This window comes from Actinomycetospora corticicola, assembly GCF_013409505.1.
GTDB classification, from domain to species: Bacteria; Actinomycetota; Actinomycetes; order Mycobacteriales; family Pseudonocardiaceae; genus Actinomycetospora; species Actinomycetospora corticicola.
The window spans coordinates 730,844-753,834 of record NZ_JACCBN010000001.1 but is presented as its reverse complement, the minus strand read 5'-3'; the positions used below and the strand labels follow the sequence as shown (position 1 = coordinate 753,834).

The following is a 22,991-nucleotide window of genomic DNA, read 5'->3' as shown; positions in this document are numbered from 1 at the left end:
CCGGCTCATCCCTCGCCGCGCCGGCGGCCGGGGACGACGTTCATGGTGCGCGGCACCGAGGCCGACGGGGGCACGAAGGTGTTCCTCGTGGCCTCGGCCCCGTACCGCGGCATCCCGACGGCGGGCGACTCCGGCGCCCTCGAGGTCGGGGTGGTCTCGGGCCCGGTCCGCGACCGCGAGAGCTGCGCTGCCGCGGGCTGTCCCGACGACGGGTGGGGTCCGTACGCGTCGTAGGAGCCCCGGGGCGCGGCGGTCATGGTCAGCACCGCGCCGTGCAGGCGGGCGCCGACCGCGCTCAGGGCCTCGACGGCCGCCGTGACCTTCGCCCGCGGCGTCGCCCCGGAGCGGCAGAGGAGCACCGCGCCGTCGCAGCCGGAGGCGAGGATCGCGGCGTCGGCGACCGGGCCGAGCGGCGGCGCGTCGACGAGCACGACGTCGTAGCGCGCCCGCAGCGTGGTCAGCAGGTCGGCCATCGCGGCGGAGGAGAGCAGTTCACTCGGGTTGTGGGGCAGCGTCCCGGCGACGAGCACGTCGACGCCCGGCCCCCAGTTCTGCGTCGCGTGGGCGAGGTCGACGCGACGCCCGAGGACGTCGGTGAGCCCGGACTCGGCGACGAGCCCGAGGCGCGCGGCGATCGTCGGGCGGCGCAGGTCGCCCTCGACGACCACCACCCGGGACGTCGGGGCGAAGGCCGCCGCCAGGGCGATGACCAGCGTCGTCTTGCCCTCGCCGGACTCGCTGGAGGTGATGGTCAGCAGGGCCGGCGGCTGGTCGACGTCGGCGAAGAGAAGGTTCGTGCGGATGCGGCGGACGGCCTCGCCGAAGGGGCCGGACGGCACCGCGGCGGGCGCAGCGCCCTCACGCAATGCGCGGTCGGTGGGGAGCGGGCCGAGCACCCCGGCGCCCGCGGCGGCGGCGAGCTCCTCCGAGGTGCGCATCGAGGTGTCGGCGGCGCTGCGCACCACGGCGGCGGCGATGCCGACGAGCAGGCCGAGCACGGCGCCGACCACGAGGTCGAGGGTGACCTTCGGGCTGACCGGGTCGGACGAGGGCTGTGCCTGGTCGACGACGTCCACGCTGACCGGGGCGGGCGCGCCCGGTACGCGGGGTCGCTCGAGCTGGCCGACCACGCCGATGAAGCGCGTGGTGACGGCGTTGGCGAGGTCCGCGGCGCGCTGCGGGTCGTCGTCGCGGACGGTGATGCGCAGCAGGGTGGACTCGGAGTCGGAGGCGACCGACACCTGGTCGGCGAGGTCGGCGACCGACGCGAGCCCGAACTGCTGCACCACGGGCGTGAGCACCCGCTCCGAGGTCAGGATCTCGGTGTAGGTCTTCACCTTCTGCTGCGAGAACAGCGTGCCCTGGTAGGCGTTCGAGGCGTTGGCGGCGGAGTCCGTCGCCGAGACGTAGACGCTCGCCGTCGAGTCGTAGGCCTTCGGGCTGAACAGGACGACGGCGCCCGCGGCGAGCAGGCCGACGACGAGCCCCGCCACCACGAACAGCCAGCGGCGGACGAGGGCCCGCCCGAGAACGGTGAGGGTCATGCGGGTCCTCCGGCGGTGGATTCTCGGGCGGCCGCCAGGCCGGCCACGATCGCGATCGGCAGGTACAGGAAGGCGTCGGTCAGCTGGTTGACCACGGCCCCGACGAGGAGCCAGGAGACGACGGAGACGAGCAGGACGCGGGGCAGGCCGTCGCCGACCGCTCCCCCGTCGAGCCGCCGCACCTCGAGCACGAAGCCGAGGACGAACACCCCGAAGCCGAGCAGCAGCAGGACCCCGCCCGAGGCGAGGAGCTGCAGGTAGACGTTGTGCGCGTCGGCGGCGACGGGGAGCCCGAGGCCGTGCAGCGGGGAGTGCCCGAAGTCGGTGAGGGCCTGGCGGGCGATGCCCTCACGGATCGCGTTGCTCTCGCTCGCCGAGTCGGCCCCGGAGATCCGCAACTGCTCGGCGACCCGGTCGAGCAGGGCCGGGAACGCCGCGACCGCGACGACGGCGACCGCCACCACGCCCCCGACCAGCGGCAGCACGAGCCGCCGCCCGGCCGTCAGCGTCAGCACGGTCAGCGTCGCGCCGAGCACGGCCGCGATCAGCCCGGCCCGCGAGGCCGAGGCCACGAGCCCGCCCGCCAGCACCATCCCGACGACGAGCCACGCGGCCCGCCGCGCGAGGCCCGGGGCGACGAGGACCCGCCAGGTCACCACGGGCACCGCCACCGCGACGGCGAGCGCCACGTGGTTCGGCTGGATGGAGAGCCCGGCCTGTCGGCCCCCGACGTCGACGATCGGCACCAGCCGCGCGCTGATCGCGGTGAGGCCGAGCTCGTCGGTGATCGCGACGGCGGCGTTCACGGCCGCCCCGAGAGCCGCCGTGATCGCGAGCCACGGTGCGAGCTTCGGCCGGGCCGCGATCGCGAGGCAGGCCGCGACGGGCAGGGCGGCCGCCGACACGAGCCACCGCACCAGGTTCACCACGTTGTAGAGCGCGAACGGCGGCGTTGCGGTCGAGATCGAGTCGGGCACCGGGACGAGCACGCGCGTCGCGAGGTAGGCCGGCGACGGCGGGAAGAACCACGCCAGCACGGCGACCAGCACGAGCGTGGCCGGCAGCACCCACACCCAGCCCGGCACGTGGATGCGCCGGCGCGAGGCCACGGCCACCGCCGCGAGGACGACGAGCGCCCCCGCGAGGGCCGGCTGCACGACGGCGAGCCCGATGCTCGAGAGCCCGTTCCACGTCGCGGTCAGCGCCGCGAGCAGGAGCAGGCCGACCCCGAGGTCCTCGACCCCGCGCACCGCGACGACCGCGAGCACCACGGCCATCCCCGCCACGACCGGCACCGACCGTGTGATCGGCACCAGTCCCCGCGTGTCGGCCAGGAGGATCCCGACGACGAGCGCCGCGGCCACCACGACGATCGCGGCGAGCACGACTGCATCCGTCCGCCCCACCCGCGTGAGGGGAGGATTCGAGCGCTCTTGTGGCACGAGGGTTCCCCTCACGCCGGGAGCGGAGGGCGGGGACGCGAGCGTCACGCGGCCACCACGGCGGTCCCGACGACGGGTCGCTCCAGCCGGAGTGCGCGCGCCACGATGGCGACCAGGGCGATCACGGTCGCGACCGTGAGCCCCCACGCCAGGCCGACGACCCCGCCGAGCGCGAGCCCGGCCCCGGCGCACGTCAGCAGCGCGCCGGCCTGGACGAGTTGCTGCGCGAACAGCGCCCGGCCCTGCCGGAACCCGCGGATCTGCGCCTGGAACGGGACGGTCAGCGCGCCGAGCGCGGTCTGCAGGGCGATCGGGGCGACGAGCACGGCGTAGTCGGTGTAGCGCGGGAAGAACGTCGCGAGCAGCACGTCGCGCAGCGGGATCGCGAGCAGCGCCAGCAGGCCGATCACCGCCATCGCCGTCAGCGCCCGAGCCCGGGCGCGGCGCAGCCCGACCAGGTCGCCCGCCGCCGAACAGGCGGCCATCGGCGGCACCAGCAGCACGAGCAGCGCGGCCATCAGCGTGATCACGGGCTGGAACACCATGAGCTGCACGGCGCGCAGCCCGGCCGTGTCGACGGCGAGCAGCACCGCCCCGGCCAGCAGCAGGACCAGGTAGATCTGCACCTGGCCGAGCACCGAGGTCGCCGTGAACCAGCCGGACAGGTACCGCGACTCGGCCCACCACGGGCGCGGCGCCGCGAACCGCTCGGGCGCCACCACGAGGAAGGTCAGGGCCGCCGCGACCGCGCCGAGCCCCCACGCCGCCGCGAGCCACGCGATCGACCACGTGCTCCACGCGAACACCCCGCCGAGCACGGCGAGCTGCACCACCACCCACACCGTGTCGACCGCGAGCGCCCGCCCGGTGTCGCGGCGGGCCAGCAGCACGTAGCGGGCGGCGTCGGCGACGAGCGCCGCCGGCATCCACGCGGCGAACACGAGCAGCGCGTCGAACCACGTTCCCCCGGCCGCGCACACGGCCGCCGAGGCCAGCCCGAGCACCAGGGCGAGGGAGAGCGCGGAGGCGCCCAGGCCCCGTCGTCGGGACGGATCCGTGGTGGGCAGGTGGGCCAGCAGCGGCTCCCCGACGACGGCGCGGGTGCCGGCGAGCAGCACCGTCACCACCGCGTAGGCCAACACGAACGCCCCGAAGTCGACGGGGGCGAGCACGAGCGAGGCGAGGAACGCGGTCAGGTAGTTGGAGCCGGAGCTGACGACCTGGTCGGCGACGCCGAGGACCGAACGCTTCACCAGGCGCCGGGCTTTCCCTCGCGCGGGCGGTTGAAGTACCCCCAGCTCAGGTCGGTCTCGCGCAGCCCCTTGGCGGGGACGCCGCCGAAGAGCTGGTGGCCGACGAGCTTGCCGTTGACCACCGACCCGGCGGCGACGATCGAGCAGCTCGGGACGATGGCCCCGGGCAGCAGCGTGGAGCGGCTGGCGACGAGCGAGGACTCGCTGATCCGCACCGGCGCGCAGTCCTGCTTGAGCGTCTTCAGGTCGACGGCGTGGGTCTGCACGAGCGACCCGAACCCGGCGAGGGAGGCGAAGTCCTCGAGCTCGACGAGGTCGCAGGCGTCGATGAAGTGCAGCATCGTGATGAGCGCCTTGTGGCCCATGATCAGCGCGGGCCGCCGCTCGACGTCGCGGAAGTAGCCCTTCTCGGCGCGCACCGAGTTGATCCACACCAGCATCTGGATGATCGCCCAGTCGCCGAGCCGCACCTCCGTGCAGCCGCGGAGCAGCACGAGGTGGCCGATCACGGCGCCCTCCCCCATCTCGAGGGAGTCGACGTCGATCAGCGCGTGGCCGATCCGCGCCGTCGGGTGCAGGCGGTAGCCGAGGAGCTTCGTGTGCACCCACCGGCGCAGCGGCCCGGGCAGGAACATCGCGATCAGCGCGGACAAGGAGCGGAACCGGCGGGAGCGGATCATGACGCGGCCTCCAGGGCGATCCAGGGCTGGGGACTGGCCAGGTCCTTGCGGATCGTGAAGCCGAAGATGTTGCCCTGCCGGCGCGCCACGGTGTTGAGACCGCGGTTGATCATGCCGATGACCCGTTCCCGGCCCCCGATCGCGGCCCGGACCGAGGTGGTCAGCGCCCGGTCGGAGCCGATGAGCCAGCGGGCGTGGAACTCGATCGGCACGGCGCGGCCCGGGTCGAAGGTGGCGACGGTCTTGCGCACCTCGTGGCGGGTCCAGCGGTAGACGAAGTTCGGGACCCCGGTGCCGTCCACGCCCCCGGTCGTCCCGCCGCCGTCGGCGACGGCCGCGTGCTCGTAGACCCCGGCGAGCCCGAGCGAGCAGGCCGCGCGCATGAGCGGCGAGTCCTGGTTCTCCACCGCGACCACGGTCCGCCGCGCGATCCGGTACATCTCGTGGAGCGCCTGGTGCGGCCGCGAGCAGTGGTGCAGCCCGGCGTGCCCGATGACGTGGTCGAACGACCCGTCGGCGTACGGCATGCGGTGCGCGTCCGCGTGCCGCCCGTCGGCCAGGCGGGACGACGGCGAGTCGGGCGCCAGGTTGGAGAACGTGCAGTTCACGAGCCCGAGCTCTGCGGTGATCTTCTCGTCGAACTCCCCGGCGAACTGGACGAGGATCGTGTCGGTCGGCGTGATCGCACCACGCTCGAGCAGGTCGGACAGGATCGCGGCGTAGGTGCCGCTGCCCGCTTCAGCCACGTGCTGCCTCCCGGTACACGTCGGTCAGCGCCCGCACCCAGGCGCCGGTGGAGAAGTGCTGCTCGTACACGGCCCGCGCCCGCGGTCCGAGGCGCGGTCGGTCCCGCGCGACGTCCTTCAGCGCGATCGCCAGGTCCTCTACGAATTCCTTCCCGACGACGAGGCCGGTGCCGTTCCGCGCGATGTCGTCCGCGGCGCCGTTGCCCTCGACGGCCACGACCGGCACCCCGGCCGCGAGCGCCTCGACGTAGGTCAGCGGCGGCCCGGCCTCGGCCCACAGGCTCGGGACGACGAGGCCGGTGTAGCCCGCCAGGCGGGTGCGGACCTCGACGTTCGACAGCGCGCCGAGGAACCGGATCTCGGGCCGGTCGGCGTGGGCGGCCCGCAGGTCGGCCTCGAGCCACCCGGAGCCGACCACGTCGAGCCGCAACCCCGCCGGCCAGCGCGCGAGCAGTTCGCCCACGCCCTTCTCCGCCGACAGCCGGCCGAGGAAGAGCCAGCGGGGGTCGAGCTCGTGCTCGACGGCGCTGCGGACCGGGCCCGGCTCGTCGTCGGGGACGGCGTTCGGCACGACGACGAGGCGCTCGGCCCCGACCCCGACCGCGCGGTACTCCGCCGCGGCCCGCTCCGAGATCGTGATGAGCCGGTCGGCCCGGGCGATCACCGGGTGGTGCGGGGCGCCGCGTCGGCCGGCGACCGCGAGCGGCAGGGTCGCGACCCGTGACTCCTGGAAGCAGCGGTGCCGCACGGCCGCGCGCGGGTCGGTGGTGCAGTCGGTGCAGCGGTGCCCGTCGCGCAGCAGGGTCCCGGCGGGGCAGATCGGGCGGAAGTTGTGCAGCGTCGCGACCAGCGGGCCCTCCCACCGCGGGAGCCACCGGGTGCCGAAGTTCGGGAACAAGTTGTGCACGTGGACCACGTCCGGGGCGATCCGGCGGAGCATCTCCGTCGGGTCCGGCCCGAACCCGGTGACGACCGTGGCCGCCGCCTCGAGCGGGTAGGTCCGGCGCCGGCTGCGCACGTCGTTGTCCTGCGCGACGACGAGCACCTCGTGACCGGCCGCGAGCAGCGCCTCCTCCTGGGCGTTCACCACGACGTTCTCCCCCGAGGGGACGTCGCTGTGGTGGAAGCTGTGCACCAGCGCGACCCTCACGCGCCCTCCCGCTCCCCCGGCAGCGCCGGGAGCGGGGGGCGCCGCAGGCTGCGGCGGCGGCGCTGCGGGATCACGGCCGCGGGCGTGCGGACGCCGGCGAGACCCTCGACCCAGTCGACGTAGGCGTCGGCGGCCGACTCGACGTGCAGGAAGTCGCGGGCGAACAGCTCGCCGCGCAGGCCCATCGCGAGGGCCTCCTCCTCGTCGTCGACCACGCCGAGCACGGCGCCGAGCAGGGCGTCCGGGTCGCCCGGGGTCACGGTGACCCCGCCCTCGGAGGCGGTGATCTCGGCGGTCGCGGCGCTGTGCGCGCCGGTCGCCCCGACGACGGGACGGCCTGACGCGAAGTACGACGTCAGTTTCGAGGGCACGCACATCTCGGCGATCTCGGGCCGCTCGTTGAGCACGAGGACGTCGGCCGCGCGCAGGGCGGTCTCGAACTCTCCGTCGGGCAGTGGGTCGAGGATCTGCAGCCGGTCGATGCCGCACCCGAGGGCCTGCAGGTGGTTGCGCTGGTGGCCGTCGCCGACGAGCACGAACCGCACGGGGAGCCCGCGTCGGTCGGCGAGCCGGGCCGCGTGCACCACGTTCTCCAGGCCCTGCTTCACGCCCATGTTCCCTGCGTGCAGGGCGATCACCTCGTCCTCGCCCCAGCCGAGGGCCCGGCGCAGCGCGCGCGGGTCGCCGGTGGCGGCGCCGACGTGGGTCCAGTTGCGGATCGTCGTGATCCGGCGGTCGTCGACGCCGAGGCCCACCAGCGAGCGGCGGAACCGCTCGTGGATCGCGACCACCCCGTCGGCCGCCCCGAGCAGGCGCTTCTCCAACGCGGCGGTCGCGGCGGCCTCGCGGCCCGTCAGGACGCCGGCCTCGATCGCGGCGCGGCCGTAGAGGTCCTGCACGACGACGCCGACCGCGGCCCCCGCCGTCCGGTAGCGCAGCGCGGCGCCGACGGTCAGCAGGGCCGGGCTCACGGCGATCACGACGTCGGGCCGCGGGCCGCCGACCAGCGCCGCCTGCGTCGCGAACGCCGCCTCCATCGCGATCCGGGCGCGGCCGGTGGGCCGGGCCGGGATGGGGTGCGGCACGCGCGTGATCCGGACGTTGCCGTCGCGCTCGTGGATGCGTTCCCGCAGGTAGCCCTCGGCGAGCGTCCACTGCGGGTAGTGCGGGAGGCCCGTGACGACCTCGACCTTGTGCCCCGCGTCGGCGAGGAAGCGGGCCATGCCCGTCGTGTACGGGGCGATGCCGGTGGGTTCGGGCGCGTAGTTCAGACCGAGGATGCGGACCTCGAGCGGACGCGTCACATCGCTCCCTGCGTGGGGTGGAACAGCGAGCCGTCCACGCCGCCCTTCATGGAGGGCGGCGGGTCGATGCCGTAGACGGTGGTGAGCAGCGACGGCGCGACGTCGAGGACGTTGATCTCGCGACGGACGTCGCCCTGCCCCGTCGAGGAGATCTCGCGGTCGACGAGGATGCCCTCGGGGATGTGGTACGCGGTGTTGCTGCCGCCCATGCGTTCCCGGACGGCGAGCCCGAGCTCGCCGTAGGTGGCGGTCAGGGCTCCCGGGTCCGCCTCGAGGTGGGCCGTGCGCGGGTCGTCGTCGGCGACCGCGGTGTACCGGGTGGAGAACCCGACCGACCGGCCCTGCTGCTCGATGCGCTCGAACAGCGGCTCGCCGGCGTGGTCGACGACGCGCGGGAGCTGGTCGGCCGCCCGGGCGGCGGCGTCGACGGTGTCGAAGGCCAGCGAGCACATCGGGTGCATCGCCAGTTCCTGCTCGGCCGGCCCGGCGCCGAGGAACCGGGCGAGCGCGGACCCGTCGTCGAGAACGAGGAGGCCGGAGGTGTCGACGCGGTGGTCGATCGGGCCCTGCCCCATGCTCGCGGCGACGACGAGGCGGTCACCGGGCTGGAGCTGCTTCTCGATGCGGCCGAGCTGCCGGTCGGCCAGGGTCATCGCGGCGTCGCAGAAGGTGGCGAAGACGGGGTCCGGCGCGTAGTCGAAGGCCGGCGCGTACTCCGGGACCGCGTCGCCCCAGTAGCGGTGCATCATCGCGGCGACGTGGTTGGTGAAGAACGCCGAGAACCGCGGGCGGTGGGTGCGGTGCAGCCGCCAGTAGAGGTCGAACGCGGGCAGCACCTGCATCATCGGGCGCGCGGCCTGGAACCGGGGCTCGCGGCGCTCCTTCACGAGGTGCCCGGCGAGCTGGGCGGCGGAGGCGGGGGTGAGTCCGCGCTTCACGAGGTCGAGCCCGGTCGCTGCGAGGTCCCTCGCCGAGAGCGGCGCGTCGGAGGAGTACGCGTTCTCCGACGTCATCTTGAGGTTGAATCGCTGGAACGTGCCGAGTTCCGGGGGCTCGGTGGCGGCGTCGCGGGCGAACGTGTCGGGCACGGAGAACCCGCCGCTGCGGTGCTTCCGCGGCGGCCACGTCTGGAGCAGCCCGAAGGTCCCGACCCGCACGCCGGCCTCGTCGAGGGGCTCCCACAGGTCGGTGCCGTGGAAGGTGGCCGGGTCCTGACCGAGCTCGAAGCTGTTGTGGTCGGCCGCGTACATCGAGCGGTGGAAGGTCGGCCAGGTCCGCCACGGGCTGAGGTGCGCGGCGTCCTCGTTGACCGTGGTCCAGGTGGTGCCCTCGCGCAGCAGCCGCGCGATCGTGGAGCGGGGGTGGTCCGCGACGTAGGCGTCGACCAGGCGCCAGGGGACCTCGTTGAGCTCGTAGAGCACCACGGTCGGCTCAGGCATCCAGGCGTCCTCCGGTCCAGCGAATGAGGGCGGTTATGTCGGGCACTGACGAGACTTCCTTCGCACGAACGAGTGACGGCGTTACGGGACACGGACTTTCCCGTGACGTCACTGTCACCGAGCGTGCCTGATCCGTCCGTATCCGGACGGAGCGTCACGATCCGGACCGTGTCCCCCCGTCGGGGGACACCGGTGTCGTCCGACCGACCGGTCGCTCGGGGGACGGGAGGGGCCACGTCACGGCGGGAGGGTTCTCCCTGTCAGCACGGGGCCCGCTCCCCGCGCCCCTCACCCTCGGGAGCACGCCATGCGCCTCGCCCGGATCGCCGCCACCCTCGTCGCCGGCTCCCTGACCTTCGCCGGCACCGGCATCGCCCTGGCCGACACCGTCTCCCCTGTCACCAGCAACGCCGTCTCCGCGGTCTCCGAGCCCGGGACCCTGACCCTCTCGGCCTCCTCGGCGCGCCCCGGCGCGCAGGTCCTGTTCTCCGGGACGTTCGCCGAGCCCGCCGCGTCCACCGCGACCGGGTCGATCACCGTCACCTCCCCCGCCTTCGCTGGGCCCGCCACGCTGTCGCGCACCAACCCCGAGGCGTTCTCCGGGACGGCCACCGTCGCCTCCGGGACGAAGGCCGGCACCTACACGGTCACCGCGTCCTCGTCGGCGGGGACGGTCACCACGAAGCTGACGGTCACCGGGGCAGCGCCGACCCCGGCGCACCACGGCGGGGCCGCCGCGGGAACGCACTCCTCGGGGCACGGCTCGTCGTCGGGGTCGGACGCCGCGAGCGCTGTCTCCCCCCTTCCTGACGGCGGGTCCGACGTGCTGCCGTGGGTCCTCGGCGGCGCCGGGGTGCTCGTCGTGGCCGGCGGCGGCGCGTACGCCCTCGGCCGGGGCCGTCGGGACGACGCCGGCCGGCGGGCCGCCCAGGCCCGGCAGGACTACCGCGAGCCGCGCACCGAAGAGATGGCCCGCCGCTGATCCGAAGCACCTCGCCGGGACCGTGTCCGTCGGACACGGTCCCGATCCATGAGTTCGAGGTGCCGCGAAACATTCGACACGCGCCCGTGGTCAGCGGGATACCGCGCTGTCATCCACACCTCTCCACGGCGCCGATGCAGTTACCCGGATCGCAGGAACGGCCCGATCGATGACGCAGTCATGTCGTCCGGAAAACACGCCGTGACAACCGCGGATCGGCATTGTTCGCCCGGTTGCTCCCCTGCACTCTGCGAGTCGACCGCACTTTTCTCGGCCACTCGGCGTATGCGTGGCTGCGTCAGAAGGAGCCCTCCCTCGTGAAACTCCCCGTTGCTCTCGCGATCGTCGTCGGTGTCGTCGGCGGCATCCTGACCTGGCTCTACGTGGGACCGCTCGCCGCCCTGGGCCTGTTCGTCCCGGCGACCTTCATGGGGGCCGCGTGCTATTTCGCGGCCGGAGGCGATCTGCCGGCGCTGAAGAAGTCGATGCCCGCGAACATCTGGGGCGTGGTGATGGGGACGATCACGCTGATCGTCGCGAGCCTCGTGTCGGGGGCCGCTCTCACCGGGGTGGTCGTGGGTGCGGGAACGGCGATCCTGATCCTCGGCGCCCTCGTCCCGCTGCTCGAGTTCGTGCCCGGCGCCGTCATCGCGTTCGCCATGACGGTCGGCTGGGGACTGCTCACGAGTGCCTCGGGCACCGACTTCGCGTTCGCGACCGGTCCGTTCACCGTGATGCTCGTGTCGTTCGTGATCGGCGGGCTCTACGGGTGGGTCGGCAGCATCCTGGTCGGCAAGCTCGTGGGCGCCACGTCGAGCGCGTCAGCGCCCGTGGCCAAGGCCGCCTGACCGACGGCTCGAGCATCGGGACCGAACGGCGGAACCGTGTCCATCGGACACGGTTCCGTCGCCTCGGTTTCCGGGCGCCCCGACCGTCTGAGCCGCGGCCCGAGGTCGACGTCCTCCGGCGCATCCGAGTCGTGGTGACTCGGTTCCGCCACCTCAGTTGCCGGATGCCGAGGCCGTCTGAGCCGCGGCCCGAGGTCGAAGTCCTCCGGCGCATCCGAGTCGTGGTGATTCGGTTCCGCCACCTCAGTTCCCCGGCGCCACGCCCGGCGTCGCGCTGACGCTCGGGGACCGCGGGTCGTCGGTGGGCTCCGCCGTTGGAGGTGCGATGGTCTGTTGTGGGGGCGCTGCCGGCGGGACCGACGGGCGGCGGGTGGGCGGACCCGTCGTCGGGATGACCGTCCCTCCCGACCCCACCGGGGGCGCCGCGGACGGCTGGGGCAGCACCGCGGGCGGGGGCACCGGACCCGTCACGCCGGGCGGGGAGACGGCGAAGGTCGGCATGTCGAACCCGAAGCGGGGCGAGGGCGCGCTCGGGGCCGGGGCGACGCCAGGCGCGATGTCGCCGGGCGTCTGCTCCGTGGTGACGGGCCCGCCACCGACGACCGAACCCAGGGGCGCCGCGCCCGCCGCGAGGAGACCGGCGACGGGGACGGCGGCGGCGAGCGCGAGGGTCGCGAGCCCGCCCGAGGAGAACCCGCCGAGGACGCCCGCCCGAGCAGCCGGCGGCCACCACGACCGCACGCCCCGCGCCGGCACAGCGAGCGCGACGTGCTGGAGGCTCGCGGCGCGCAGCCAGACCGGCATCGGGATCACCACCGGCACGGCGCCCAGGAGCGTCTGCGGGTTGACGGCGTCGGCGCGGTCGGCGGTGCAGGTCGGGCAGTAGTCGATGTGCCGCGCGACCCGCTTGCGCCACAGCACGGTGACCGTCCCGTCCCACGCGGCCACGAGCGCCGTGAGCTCCGGGCAGCGCGACCGACCGGCCCGGGCGCGGCGGGCGAGTACGAGGGCGGCGAGGCTGCGCTCGAAGGTCGCGCGGGCGCGGTGGAGCAGGGTGGTCGTGCTGGTCAGGCTCAGCCCGAGGGCCGCCGCGATCTCGGGGCCGTCGAGGTCCTGGTGGTAGTGCATCGCCAGGGCGGCGCGGTCGCGGTCGGGCAGGCCGCGCGACGCCTCCCCCATCAGTTCCGCGAGCTCCCGTTGCCCGGCGCGGACCGTGGGGTCGGCGGCGGGGTCGGGACGGTCGGGCAGGTCGTCCGAGGCGAGCTCCCGGCCGTCCCGTCGCCGTCGTCGCGACACCTCGTGCCGGGCGATCGCGAAGAGCCAGGCGCGGAGCGCGGACCGGTCCCGGAGCTGGTGGAGCCGGGTGGCGGCGGTGTGGAAGACCTCCTGGACGCAGTCGGCGGCCGCGTCCCGATCACGCAGCAGCCCGAGACAGAAGCGGAACAGCGCGTCGCCGTAGCGGTCGTACACCGCGCCCAGCGCGGCGGGACGCGCGAGCGCGGCCGCGACGAGCTCGCCGTCGGGAAGGACCTCCCGGCGGGCGAACGGCACCGTGATCAGCGGCTCGACCCAGCCGAGCGGCAACGGCTGTGAATCGGTCTCGGTGCTCACGTGTCCCCCGGGTGTCCGTCGGAGCCCCCCGCTCCGCGTCGATCATCGATCCGGGCGCGGTGACTGTTTCGCGCGCGACCGGCTCCGCCGCCGCGCAGGGCGACGGAGCCGGCGCCGGGACGAGGCGAGCCGGTTCCCCCCGGTACCGGCCCGGCGACTCGTCCGGTCCCTCGGGGCGGGACACGGCGGACGCGCACGCGAGGGAGTGGACGCGCGGCGGCCCGCGATCACGCTTTTTTTCGGCGAACCTGGTCGGGTTCACCGGTTCGGCCCAGTGGCGTCTAGCCGTCGCCCCGGAGGTACTCGGAGTAGAAGGCGGCGAGCCGGGCCACGGCGGCGTCGACGTAGGCGGGCTCGTCGTACATCTCGTAGTGACCCGCGCCCTCGATCACGAGCAGGTCGACGGGGTTCGGCGCGAGTTCCCACAGCCGCATCCCGGACTCGTAGGACCCGGTGTTCCCACGGCGTCCGGCGAGCACGACCTGCAGCGGTTGGGTCAGGAGCCGGTCGACCAGGTGGAACGGGTCGTAGCCCACCAGCAAGGGGTCGCTGCGGGTGAGCCGGAGGTTCGTGGAGTTCTCGTGGCGGCCGCGCGCGGTGCGGTAGTAGGTGATGGCCTGGGTGGTGTCGATGTCGGTGAGACCGAGCTCTGCGGCCTCGGCGAACGTGTCGGGCAGCCAGGTGACCCGGTCGAGCGCCTTCGCCTGGTTCTCGGCGCGGCGCACCTTCGCCAGGGCTTCCAGCCCCGCGACCGGCCCGCCCGACTGGAACGCACGGAACGAGGTCCCCATGTCGCCCGGGACGACGGTGCCGACCGCCCGGATGCGGTGGTCGGTACGCGCCGTGTGGACCGCGTAGCCGCCGCCGGCGCACACCCCGAGGACGCCGATCCGTTCCGGGTCGATGCCGGGCAGGGTGTCGAGCACGTCGATGGCGTAGGAGATGTCCTCGCCGCGGCGGTAGGGGTCCTCGAGGTCGCGGGGCTCGCCGCCGCTGCGGCCCTGGTGGGCCGGGTCGAACACGAGCGCAGCGAAGCCGGCGGCGGCGAGCCGGGACGCGTAGTTCGCGCCGATCTGCTCCTTCACGCTGCTGCCCGGGGTCGACAGCACGACGGCGGGCAGCGGCGCGGCCTCGTCGCGCGGGGCGGGCAGGTGGAGGTCGGCCGCGAGCTCGATCGGCCCGCGCGGGATCGTGAGGGGCTCGATCATCATGAGGTCCTCTCGCTGTCGCACGAACCATTAGTACATCTTCGTACTAGTACGAAACGGTACCATCAGGAGAGTCATGTCCCACGACGCCGCGCAGCTGTGGACGTTGAACCACCGCCTGCTGACGACGGTGCTGGACGGCTGCGCGGAGGAGCTGGCGGAGCTCGGCCTCGACACGAAGGAGTTCTTCGTGCTCGCCGAGGTCGAGGCCGTGCCCTACCCGGCCGAACTCGCGGCCCGGCTCGTCGTCCCGAAGGCGAGCATGACGGTGTACGTGCGGAACCTCGTCGCCAAGGGGTTCGTGCACCGCGAGATCGACGACACCGACCTGCGGCGACACCGTCTCGTCCTCACGCCCACGGGTCGGACGACCCGGGACCGGGCACTCGCGGCGCTGGCCACCGAGTTCGACCGCCGCCTGACGCGCATCGACCCGCGCGACCGTCAGGAGCTGCAGCGCATCCTCGCGGACCTGGTCGATCCGTGACCGGCCCGGCTGACAGCATCGACCCGGTGGACCACCGCGCGCTCGAGATCACCGACGACCCGCGGCCCGAGGACCTGACCGCCCTGAAGGACGCCCTGCGCGACAGCACCCCGACGCGGGCGGACGACGGCTACCGCACCCTGGCGATCTTCGTCCACGACGACGGGCTCGTCGGCGGTATCGCGGGCTACACGCACTTCTCGTGGCTGTTCGTCCAGCAGCTGTGGGTCGACGGGTCCCGGCGCGGCACCGGACTCGGCTCCGCACTCCTCCGCGCGGCGGAGGACGAGGCCCGTCGTCGGGAATGCCGGGGCGTCTGGCTGGACACCTACAGCTTCCAGGCCCGCCCCTTCTACGAGGCGCACGGCTACGAGGTGTTCGGCGAGATCGCCGACTACCCGCCCGGGCACGCGAAGTACTTCCTGAAGAAGGCGCTGTGACGCCCCGACGCCGGGCTCTCCCGCACGCCGCAGCCTCGTGGCCCGGACTCTCAGCGCACCTGGCGCACGCGCCCGTCCGTGCCCCAGGCCGCGTCCGCGGTCCACACCGTCGCGTCGAGCCGTTCGGCCGTCGCCAGACAGATGCGGTCGGCGAGGGACAACCCGCTGCCGGCGCGCCACAGCTGGGCAGCGAGCTCGGCATCCTCGACCGACACCGGCTCGACGAGCACCCCGTAACTCTGCAGGACGCCCCGCGCGAGCGACCAGTCCGCGGCCCGCGACCGCACCTTCTGCGATGTCTCCGACCAGTTGACCACGCTGCAACGGCCTCCGCCGGACAGGACCTCCTCGACACGGTCGGCGCCCGTCTCCCCCTGCAGGAAGCACAGCAACGCGGAGGAGTCGAAGAGGTTCACCGGTCGTCCTCGGCGGCTGCAGCACGGCGTTCATCGACGAGTTCGTCGACGAGGTCGTCCCCCTGCAACTGGCGGCGCACCAGGTCGCGGGCCCGCTCGCGCGTCGTCACGACGATGCCCATCGCGGTCTCGACGAGAAGCAACGGAGAACCAGCGGCCAACCCGAAGCGCTCCCGCAGCTCGGCGGGAACCACGAGTCGGCCGCGATCCCCCATCGACACCGCATACGTCCCACTCATGGAACGACGGTACCAACGCCATTCTCCTCATCCCACTGATCGGAGCCTCCGGGTCACCCCGCGCGAGCCGCCCATCCACCCCGGCAGGTGCAGCATCTTCGCGCCGGGGCCGCCCGCCTCCACCACCCGCAACGCCTCCGGCCCCGCCGAGACCGGAAACCCGAGCCGCGCAGTCCCGCGGGCGAAGAGCTCCTCCGGCACCGCCAGGCCGTCCAGACGTCGGGCGATCTCGGGTGGGAGGACGACCGTCTGTTCGCAGGCGGCCAACCGGTCGAGGCCCCCGCCCGCGTGCGCGGGAGCGGTGAGCGCGTCGGCGAGGGGGTCGAGGACGTCGTCCGACGCGGGGAGGTCGTCGCGGGGGACGACCTCGGCGGTGCCGGCGAGGGCGAACACGGTCACGGCGTCGTCCGGACCGGGCGCGGCCAGGCAGAACCCGTAGCGAGCCGGTTGAGCGGTGGTGGCCATGCTCGTCACCTCTGTGGTCACGCCCCCGACCGACGCGAGGGTCAGCGCGAGCGCCCGCCCCACCACCCCGTTCGCGTGCGGCCCGGGCCCGAGCATGCCGGTGGACGACGACAGCCCGAGCTCCGCGACGGCGGGTCCGTGGACGATCAGTCCGACGGCCGGGGTCCCCGTGGTCGTCTGGACCCCGAGCAGGTTGAACTCGGGCTCCAGGGCCGCCAGCGCCGCCGTCAGCACCACCGGCACGACACCGGGTCGGCACCCGGCGAGCACGCAGCACCCGGCCACGGCCCGTGCGGAGAGCTCGCCGAAGAGCGGTGGCACCAGGCCCAGCACCGCGTCGGGCGACGGGACCCCGTCGAGCATCGCCTCCCACCGCTCGGCCGTCGGCGGGACGACGGGCAGCCCGTCCCCCACCCCGAGAGCCAGCAGGTCGTGGGTCGCTGCCTCCACCGACGTCCCGGCCGGTAGCGGGGAGAAGATCACCGACGCACCCGCACCGACACCAGCTCCGTCGCCCCGAACGACGGGATCCACGCCGAGTGCTTCCCCGCTCCCCCGGCGACCACCACGTGGAGCTGCTCGGGGCCGGTGCTCACCGTGTAGGAGTCGCCCTCGGGCTTCACGCCCCACTCGACGAACTGCTCCCGGTTCCCCGGCGAGATCTTCTCCACCGGGATGCGCGCCTCCCGCCAGAGGTGCTCACGCACAGAAGCCACGTCCCATCCGTCCCGGTGCAGCGTCGCGGCGTGCTCGGGCCCCAGGACGAGCAGGTGCGGGCCGCGGACGTAGACGTTGTTCGACCCGGTCTCGGCCATGGTCCCGGCCACCGTCGTCAGGATCCCGAGCCCGGTCGTGCTGCCGTGGTCGTTGACGTTATGCGGCGGCTCCGCGGCCATCACCGACACGACTCCGTTGTCCGGACCGAACCCGCGCTGCACGTCGAGCCCGGGCCACGGGCTCTCGTCGGACTCGGCGAAGCAGAACGTGTACTTGGCGGGCGAACCCTGGGTCGACCGGTCGAGCGTCCCCGGCTGCGCGCCCCCGACGTGCAGGAGCACGAGCGAGAGGGCCCGACCGAGCGTGGCGTTGTTGCGGTTGCCGGGACCGAAGCAGTTGCCGCCGCCGTGGAACCCGGCCCGGGCGGCGCCGGAGACGAGCACCATCGGCGCGCACGGGTGGGTGGTGGCGAGCGAGCCGTGCAGGTTGTAGCCGGGGGTCGTCACCCCCTCCAGCGCGGCGAGCAGCAGCGGGAGCACGCCGGGCCGACAGCCCGCCATCACGGCGTTGGCCGCGACGGACCGCAGGGTCGGTGTCACCCCGCTCGGCGGCAGCGCCGCCAGGCCGTCGCCGGCCCCGTCGGGCAGCGCGGCGAGCATGGCCTCGACGCGCTCCTCGGTCGGCGCGACGGTGGGCAGCCCGTCGCCCCAGCCGCGCTCGTCGGTCCAGTCCTCCCAGACGGCGGTGTCGGGCACGTCGAGGGTGTCGGTCACGGCAGCACCTCCATCGTCCGGAAGGTCTCGAGGACGCCGTCGAACGCCGCGTCGATCCGGCCCGCCAGCTCGACGTCGGAGAGCCCGCCGATCGGATGGTCGATCACGACGAGACGCGGGTCGGCCTTCCGCGCCCGGGCCTGCGCCTGGACGAGCGGGAGGAAGGAGCGGGTGACGACGAGGACGGAGCGGACGCCACGGCGCTCGAGCTCCAGCGAGTCGTGGAGACTCCACGACGAGCAGGAGCCTCAATCACCGATCGCCACGACCGCGAGCCGGTACTGCGCGCCGAGGTGGTCGAGCAGCTCCTCCTCGGCCCCGGAGGCGGCGCTGGGCTTCGACGCGACGGTCATCGGCCCGAGCCCGTGCTGCTCGAAGAACCTCCGTCCCAGGGTCTCGAGGAGCACGGTGGCTCCCGGCTTGGAGTTCGACAACCCGCAGAGCACGCCCGTTCCCGACGACGGGGCGGGGAGCTCGGCGAGGTCGGTGAGATCGGCGGGCCCGAGCCCGGAGGTGGGGTCGACGATGCGCATGACGGGTCTCCTCAGTGTCCGGTGGCGAGCAGGTCGATGACGGCGAGGCCGGCCCGGCGACCGTCGGCCGCAGCGGCCAGCAGGGTGGGGGTCCCGGCGGCGCCGGTGACGTCGCCGGCCAGCAGGACGTAGGGGTCGCCGGCGGCCGCGTCGGCCAGGGCGCGCCGGGGGCGGTTCGCCTCGGCGAGGAACACCCCGGCGGCCTCGACGGTGCTGCCGTCGTCGAGGGCCACGGCGGCGAGCGCCGAGGCCCCCTCGAGGGCCGTGGCCGTGGCGCCGCGACGCACCTCGACGGTCGGTGACGCCGCCACTGCGCGCTCGGCGGCCGCCGACCACGAGGTCCGCGGGGCCACGACCGTCACGTGCGCGGCGACGGCGGCGAGCTCGAGGGCCTCGGACGCCGACCACTCGTCGCCCCCGAGGACGACGACCTTCTTCCCGGCGTAGAGCGGCCCGTCGCACGAGGCGCACTCGGACAGCCCCCGGCCGACCCAGTCCTGCGCGTCCTGCAGGGCGGCGTCGTCGGGAGCGAGACCCGTCGCGACGACGACCGCCCGCGCGGCGACCGGCCCGTCCATCGTCTCCAGCGACACGGGCCGGCCCGGCGTGAGCCCGGTGACCTCGCCGTAGGCGATCTCGACGCCGGCGCCCATCGCCTCGTCGAGCAGGGCGCCCGCGAACTCCGGGCCCTGCACCGCACCACCCGGCCACGCCGAGACCGCACCGAGGGAGATGAGGCGTCCGCCAGGGGCGAGCATGTCGTACGCGACGGTGCTCAACCCCTGCTCGGCGCACACCCGCGCGGCAGTCAGTCCCGCGATCCCGGCGCCCACCACGGCGACGTCCCAGGTCATGACAGATCCTCGATCCGACGGCTCACGGGCACTCCCTGGACGTGGTTCTGGACGAAGCCGCGGGACTGGTTGCGGCTCTCGTTGCCGGCCAGGACGATCCCGAGGTCGCCCGCCCGGGCGAGCATGGGCACGAGCCGGTCGGGGTCGGTGCCGGCGTACCGGGCGTCGAGCTCCCCGGAGGCCACCTTGGCGTCGAGGTCGAAGCTCGTCGACCCCACGTTCCACGCGCAGCGCTGCAACGCGGAGGCCGTGACCACGAGGTGCTCCCCCAGGTGCGCCCGCACCGCCGCCTTGTCCACCCCGCCCCGGGCGAGAACGGCGGCGACCGCGGGGCCGAGGACGACCAGCGGGTGGAACGCGCCGAACTCGAGCCCGGTGTAGGCCCACGGTCCGATCGCGTCGGCCATCCCGCGGGTGAGCGCGTCGAGGTGGTCGCGCACGGTCTCGCCGCCGGAGTAGATGGGCGCGCTCACCGTGACGACGCTCTGCACGGTGACCACCGACTCGTCCTCGGCGAACCCGCGGTCGCGGCGGAAGGAGGGCCAGCCGAGCTCGACGACGGCCCGGTCGTTCTCGGCGAGCGCCACCTGGAAGGTCGACGCGATCGCGCCCTGGTCGGTGTGCTCGGGCGGGATCCGCAGGCCCGCGACGTTGCGCAGGTAGAGCCGGGTGAAGCGGCCCACCGAGGTGTTGGCCCGGCGACCCACGCGCATCACGCCGGTGCCGCTGTTGAAGTCGAGGCGCTCGACCACCGGACCGGACAGCACCACGAGGGGCTCCCAGCCAGGGGTCGACCCGGCGTCCTGCACCCGCCACACCGGGTCGGCCAGACACTCGACGACGGCGACGAGCACCGGCATGTGCTCGGGCCGGCACCCCGCCATCACTCCGGTGACCGCAACGCTGCGCACCGTCGCCTGCCGCTGCTCGGGGGCGAGGACGCCCAGCACCTCGTCGGGGTCGCGGCGAGTGCGGGCGAGGAAGGCCGCGACCCGGTCCGGGGTTGGCGGCACGATCGGGAGCCCGTCGGTCCAGCCGCGTGCCTCGAAGTGGTCGGTGACCGCGTCGAGGTCACCCGTCACGACGACGTCGGTGGGACGTGGATCGCGCTCGGGCGCCGCCTCGGTCGTCGTCGTGGAGCCGGCCACCAGCGCGTCGACGACGGCCGGTGCCACCTGGTCCCGCATCTTCGTCCGGAAGGTGGCGGTGTCGTCGGTGAGAATCACGCCCGGGTAGCTGACGATCGGGACGTGGGGCACGCCGAGGGAGCGCCCGATCGCGCGTCCCATGCCCTCGAACCCCGCTCCGCCGATCGCCACGGCCGGGACCCCGGCGCGCTCGGCGGTGGCCGCTGCCCGCATCACGGCAGGCATGCAGGAGCCTCAAGCACCCACCGCGGCGACCACGAGGTCGACGCGGTGGGAGCGCAGCAGCTCGGGCAGGGCCTCGAGGACGCGACGCTCCTCGGCGGCCGACGCATGGAAGTTGCCGAACTCCTCCCAGCCGACGAACTCGACGTCGCCGTGCCGTTCGCGGGCGACCTCGGAGATCACCTCGAACATCTCGGGGCCGCGGAAGAGCTCGTCCCACAGGTAGGCCACCCGCGCGCCCGCGAGCTCGGTGGGCCGCTCGTGCTCGGTGACGTCGCCGGTCACGCGCGGCGCCAGGGGCCACATCGCCTCGTACTGCGGTTCCACCGTCACTCCTCCGCCGTGATGACGCGACCGGACCGGTCGCGCAGGAACAGGGCCGCGACCGTGACGATCGCGGCGCCGAACACCGCGATGCCGACCGCGATGCCGTAGCCGGACGTGGTGGCGACGATGCCGCCGATGAGCGTGCCGATGCCCGAGAGACCGCGGCCGATGTTGTAGGCCGCGGCCGAGCCGAGCGACCGGATACGCGTGGGGAACAGCTCGCCGAACCAGACCCCGAAGATGCCGAAGTAGCCGAGGAAGAGGCTGGAGAGCAGGTACAGCCAGACGAAGCTGCCGAGCGCTCCCCCACCGACGGCGATCGTCAGCATCACCGCGAACACGATCGTCTGGAGCCCGGCGAACGCGACGAACACCCGGCGTCGTCCGAGCAGGTCCGAGAGCCAGCCCGCGAGGATGAAGCCGACGAAGGAGATGGCCGAGGCGATGTAGAGGACGGTGCTCGCGTCGCCGGTGGAGAAGCCGAGGTCGGTCTTGAGCAGCGAGGGCATCCACGTCGTCGCCGTGTACGGCACCCACTGCCCACCGAACGCGACGAGCAGCCCGAGCCCGACGAAGGGCAGGCTGTCGCGGGCGACGAGCTGGCGCCAGGGCGAGCGGGCGGCGGTGCGGGCGAGGTCGGCGGAGAGCCGTCCGGTGGCCTTGCGGGCCTGCAGCTCCTCCCACTGGCGCGACTCGCGGCAGGCGTACCGGATCCACACGCAGGCGAGGGCGGGGAGCACGCCGACGAGGAAGGCGTAACGCCAGTCGGGCACGAGCTGCGACACGAGGATCGCCAGCGCGTACGCGGGCCAGAGCGACGACTGCACCAGCCCGCCGCCGAGCCCGCGGCGCTTCGGCGACCACGCCTCGTTGAGCCACGCGAACCCGACGGCCCACTCCCCGCCCGTCCCGATCCCGGCGACGATCCGCAGGACGACGAAGACGGCGAAGGTCGGGGCGAAGAAGACCAGGCCGGTCGCGATCGAGTAGATCATGATCGACCAGATCAGGGTCCGACGGCGCCCGTAGCGGTCACCGAGCCAGCCGAAGACCAGCCCGCCGACCGCCGAGCCGATGAGCTGGCCGACGATCGCGATGCTGAAGACACCGGCCGACACCCCGAAGTGCGCCATGATCAGCGGCGCCAGGAGCGTCGGGAGCATGAAGTCGAAGTACTCCATGCCCCAGCCGAGGCAGGCCGCGCCGAGGATCCGGTGCCGTTCGCCGGGCGTGTACTCGGGCGGGGCGACCCGGTCGGCCAGAGCTCCCGCTGGTTGCTCCGTCGTCATGTTGCGCCTCCCGGAGGGAGGGCGGACCGACGCTCCGGCGCGGCGACCTCACCCGGGACGCGAGGTTAGGTGGGTCACACGCGCCACGTCCAGAGTGGATTGGATGCAATTCCGTCTACGACGGCGGGGCCAGGTTCGGCAGCCCGAGGGCGGCGTGCAGGTCGGTCACGGTGATGTCGCGGTGCGCGTTCATCAGCTCGACGAGGCCCTCGGTGTCCCCCCGGCGCAGCGCGGTGATCATCCTGCGGTGCTCGCGGACCACCCGCTTGCGGCCGGCCGCGTCGTAGAGGTGCACGGTCCGGTAGGGCTCGCTGCGGGTCCAGAGCCGGTCGATCTCGCCGACCACGAGGTCGAGCCCGGAGAACCCGAACATCGTGAAGTGGAAGGCACGGTTGCCGGCGACGATGGCGGCCACGTCGGTGCGGTCGACGTCGGCGACGATCGCCTCGTTGAGGCTGGTCAGCTCGGCGATCTGGTCGGGTCGCAGCCGCGGGAGGGCCCGCAGGACCTCGGTCTCGAGGGCGCGGCGCATGAGGTAGACCTGCGCGAGCTCGTCGGCGGAGAGCCGGGCGACGGTGTAGCCGACGTGCGGCTCGTGACGCATCACGCCCTCGGCCTCGAGCGACTTCAGTGCCTCGCGCACCGGGATGCGACTGACGCCGAGGCGGGCGGCGAGGGACTCCTGGCGCACCTGCTGGCCGGGGACCAGCTCTCGGGTGCGCAGCATGACCCGCAGCTCGTCGATGACGCGCGCGACGCTCGTGACCCGCCGCGCGGTGTCCGGTGCGACCCCGCCCATGCGCCACCTCCCGCGACCAGCCTAGCGAGCGGCCACCCCGGCCCTACCGCCGTGAGGATCGGATACGAAATCGTG

Annotated in this window: 24 protein-coding genes; 4 read left to right on the top strand and 20 right to left on the bottom strand. The window is 73.9% G+C overall.

Translation table 11 applies throughout. The annotated features are described in order from the left end of the window. Positions 1-5: 5 nt before the first annotated feature. From BJ983_RS03595 to BJ983_RS03560, 8 genes are all read right to left on the bottom strand, one after another. Positions 6-1,544: a tyrosine-protein kinase domain-containing protein gene (locus BJ983_RS03595; RefSeq protein ID WP_179792552.1), complete on the bottom strand. Its 1,539-nt coding sequence runs from the start codon at positions 1,542-1,544 to the stop codon at positions 6-8. Beyond that, entirely contained in the window at positions 1,541-2,929 is a 1,389-nt protein-coding gene (locus tag BJ983_RS32045; RefSeq protein ID WP_179792551.1) for an O-antigen ligase family protein, read from the bottom strand. Before BJ983_RS32045 ends, BJ983_RS03595 begins: the two co-directional genes overlap by 4 nt. Positions 2,930-3,030: 101 nt before the next feature. Further along, on the bottom strand, positions 3,031-4,239 hold the full coding sequence (locus tag BJ983_RS03585; RefSeq protein ID WP_179792550.1) for an MATE family efflux transporter: 1,209 nt from the start codon (positions 4,237-4,239) through the stop codon (positions 3,031-3,033). Further along, on the bottom strand, positions 4,236-4,919 hold the full coding sequence (locus BJ983_RS03580; protein ID WP_179792549.1) for an acyltransferase: 684 nt from the start codon (positions 4,917-4,919) through the stop codon (positions 4,236-4,238). Before BJ983_RS03580 ends, BJ983_RS03585 begins: the two co-directional genes overlap by 4 nt. Then, on the bottom strand, positions 4,916-5,665 hold the full coding sequence (locus tag BJ983_RS30100; RefSeq protein ID WP_425484740.1) for a methyltransferase domain-containing protein: 750 nt from the start codon (positions 5,663-5,665) through the stop codon (positions 4,916-4,918). The genes BJ983_RS03580 and BJ983_RS30100 overlap by 4 nt, the downstream gene beginning before the upstream one ends. Next, positions 5,658-6,815 (bottom strand): glycosyltransferase, encoded by a 1,158-nt coding sequence (locus BJ983_RS03570; protein ID WP_179792548.1) that lies wholly within the window; start codon positions 6,813-6,815, stop codon positions 5,658-5,660. The genes BJ983_RS30100 and BJ983_RS03570 overlap by 8 nt, the downstream gene beginning before the upstream one ends. After that, positions 6,812-8,119, bottom strand: a complete 1,308-nt coding sequence (locus BJ983_RS03565) for a glycosyltransferase (RefSeq protein WP_179792547.1) — start codon at positions 8,117-8,119, stop codon at positions 6,812-6,814. Before BJ983_RS03565 ends, BJ983_RS03570 begins: the two co-directional genes overlap by 4 nt. After that, on the bottom strand, positions 8,116-9,558 hold the full coding sequence (locus BJ983_RS03560; RefSeq protein ID WP_179792546.1) for a hypothetical protein: 1,443 nt from the start codon (positions 9,556-9,558) through the stop codon (positions 8,116-8,118). Before BJ983_RS03560 ends, BJ983_RS03565 begins: the two co-directional genes overlap by 4 nt. A 307-nt stretch (positions 9,559-9,865) precedes the next feature. On the opposite strand from BJ983_RS03560, the gene BJ983_RS03555 reads away from it, so the two are divergent. Both BJ983_RS03555 and BJ983_RS03550 read left to right on the top strand, forming a co-directional pair. Next, on the top strand, positions 9,866-10,540 hold the full coding sequence (locus BJ983_RS03555) for a hypothetical protein (RefSeq protein ID WP_179792545.1): 675 nt from the start codon (positions 9,866-9,868) through the stop codon (positions 10,538-10,540). A gap of 317 nt (positions 10,541-10,857) precedes the next feature. Further along, on the top strand, positions 10,858-11,388 hold the full coding sequence (locus BJ983_RS03550) for a DUF1097 family protein (RefSeq protein WP_179792544.1): 531 nt from the start codon (positions 10,858-10,860) through the stop codon (positions 11,386-11,388). A 243-nt stretch (positions 11,389-11,631) separates the two neighbouring features. Here BJ983_RS03550 and BJ983_RS03545 read toward each other — a convergent pair whose 3' ends face one another. Both BJ983_RS03545 and BJ983_RS03540 read right to left on the bottom strand, forming a co-directional pair. Further along, entirely contained in the window at positions 11,632-12,999 is a 1,368-nt protein-coding gene (locus BJ983_RS03545) for a sigma-70 family RNA polymerase sigma factor (RefSeq protein ID WP_179792543.1), read from the bottom strand. Between the two features lie 281 nt (positions 13,000-13,280). Continuing rightward, entirely contained in the window at positions 13,281-14,207 is a 927-nt protein-coding gene (locus BJ983_RS03540; protein ID WP_179792542.1) for an alpha/beta hydrolase, read from the bottom strand. Positions 14,208-14,283: 76 nt separating this feature from the next. Here BJ983_RS03540 and BJ983_RS03535 point away from each other — a divergent pair, with 76 nt between their 5' ends. Together BJ983_RS03535 and BJ983_RS03530 are read left to right on the top strand one after the other, a co-directional pair. Further along, the gene (locus BJ983_RS03535) at positions 14,284-14,694 is read left to right on the top strand and encodes a MarR family winged helix-turn-helix transcriptional regulator (protein ID WP_179792541.1); all 411 of its coding nucleotides are present in this window, start codon (positions 14,284-14,286) and stop codon (positions 14,692-14,694) included. Next, positions 14,691-15,134 carry a GNAT family N-acetyltransferase gene (locus BJ983_RS03530; protein ID WP_218890086.1) on the top strand — a complete coding sequence of 148 codons (444 nt, stop codon included), beginning with the start codon at positions 14,691-14,693 and terminating at the stop codon, positions 15,132-15,134. Before BJ983_RS03535 ends, BJ983_RS03530 begins: the two co-directional genes overlap by 4 nt. 50 nt (positions 15,135-15,184) lie before the next feature. On the opposite strand, the gene BJ983_RS03525 is transcribed toward BJ983_RS03530, so the two are convergent. The 10 genes from BJ983_RS03525 to BJ983_RS03475 all read right to left on the bottom strand — a co-directional run bounded on the left by BJ983_RS03525 (position 15,185) and on the right by BJ983_RS03475 (position 22,916). Continuing rightward, complete coding sequence (locus tag BJ983_RS03525; RefSeq protein WP_179792540.1) at positions 15,185-15,550, bottom strand: PIN domain-containing protein; 366 nt, start codon at positions 15,548-15,550, stop codon at positions 15,185-15,187. Beyond that, entirely contained in the window at positions 15,547-15,789 is a 243-nt protein-coding gene (locus BJ983_RS03520) for an AbrB/MazE/SpoVT family DNA-binding domain-containing protein (protein WP_179792539.1), read from the bottom strand. Before BJ983_RS03520 ends, BJ983_RS03525 begins: the two co-directional genes overlap by 4 nt. 27 nt (positions 15,790-15,816) lie before the next feature. Further along, positions 15,817-16,704, bottom strand: a complete 888-nt coding sequence (locus tag BJ983_RS03515) for a hypothetical protein (RefSeq protein ID WP_218890084.1) — start codon at positions 16,702-16,704, stop codon at positions 15,817-15,819. 29 nt (positions 16,705-16,733) lie between these two features. Beyond that, on the bottom strand, positions 16,734-17,744 hold the full coding sequence (locus BJ983_RS03510; protein WP_179792537.1) for a hypothetical protein: 1,011 nt from the start codon (positions 17,742-17,744) through the stop codon (positions 16,734-16,736). After that, on the bottom strand, positions 17,741-18,277 hold the full coding sequence (locus BJ983_RS32680; RefSeq protein WP_425484739.1) for a UGSC family (seleno)protein: 537 nt from the start codon (positions 18,275-18,277) through the stop codon (positions 17,741-17,743). The genes BJ983_RS03510 and BJ983_RS32680 overlap by 4 nt, the downstream gene beginning before the upstream one ends. Positions 18,278-18,288: 11 nt before the next feature. Next, complete coding sequence (locus BJ983_RS03495) at positions 18,289-19,131, bottom strand: NAD(P)/FAD-dependent oxidoreductase (RefSeq protein WP_179792535.1); 843 nt, start codon at positions 19,129-19,131, stop codon at positions 18,289-18,291. Beyond that, on the bottom strand, positions 19,128-20,504 hold the full coding sequence (locus BJ983_RS03490) for a UGSC family (seleno)protein (protein ID WP_425484738.1): 1,377 nt from the start codon (positions 20,502-20,504) through the stop codon (positions 19,128-19,130). The genes BJ983_RS03495 and BJ983_RS03490 overlap by 4 nt, the downstream gene beginning before the upstream one ends. Before the next feature lie 9 nt (positions 20,505-20,513). After that, positions 20,514-20,828: a UGSC family (seleno)protein gene (locus tag BJ983_RS03485; protein WP_179792533.1), complete on the bottom strand. Its 315-nt coding sequence runs from the start codon at positions 20,826-20,828 to the stop codon at positions 20,514-20,516. Between the two features lie 2 nt (positions 20,829-20,830). Then, complete coding sequence (locus tag BJ983_RS03480; RefSeq protein WP_179792532.1) at positions 20,831-22,117, bottom strand: MFS transporter; 1,287 nt, start codon at positions 22,115-22,117, stop codon at positions 20,831-20,833. A gap of 115 nt (positions 22,118-22,232) precedes the next feature. Further along, positions 22,233-22,916 (bottom strand): GntR family transcriptional regulator, encoded by a 684-nt coding sequence (locus BJ983_RS03475; protein ID WP_179792531.1) that lies wholly within the window; start codon positions 22,914-22,916, stop codon positions 22,233-22,235. Positions 22,917-22,991: the final 75 nt, after the last annotated feature.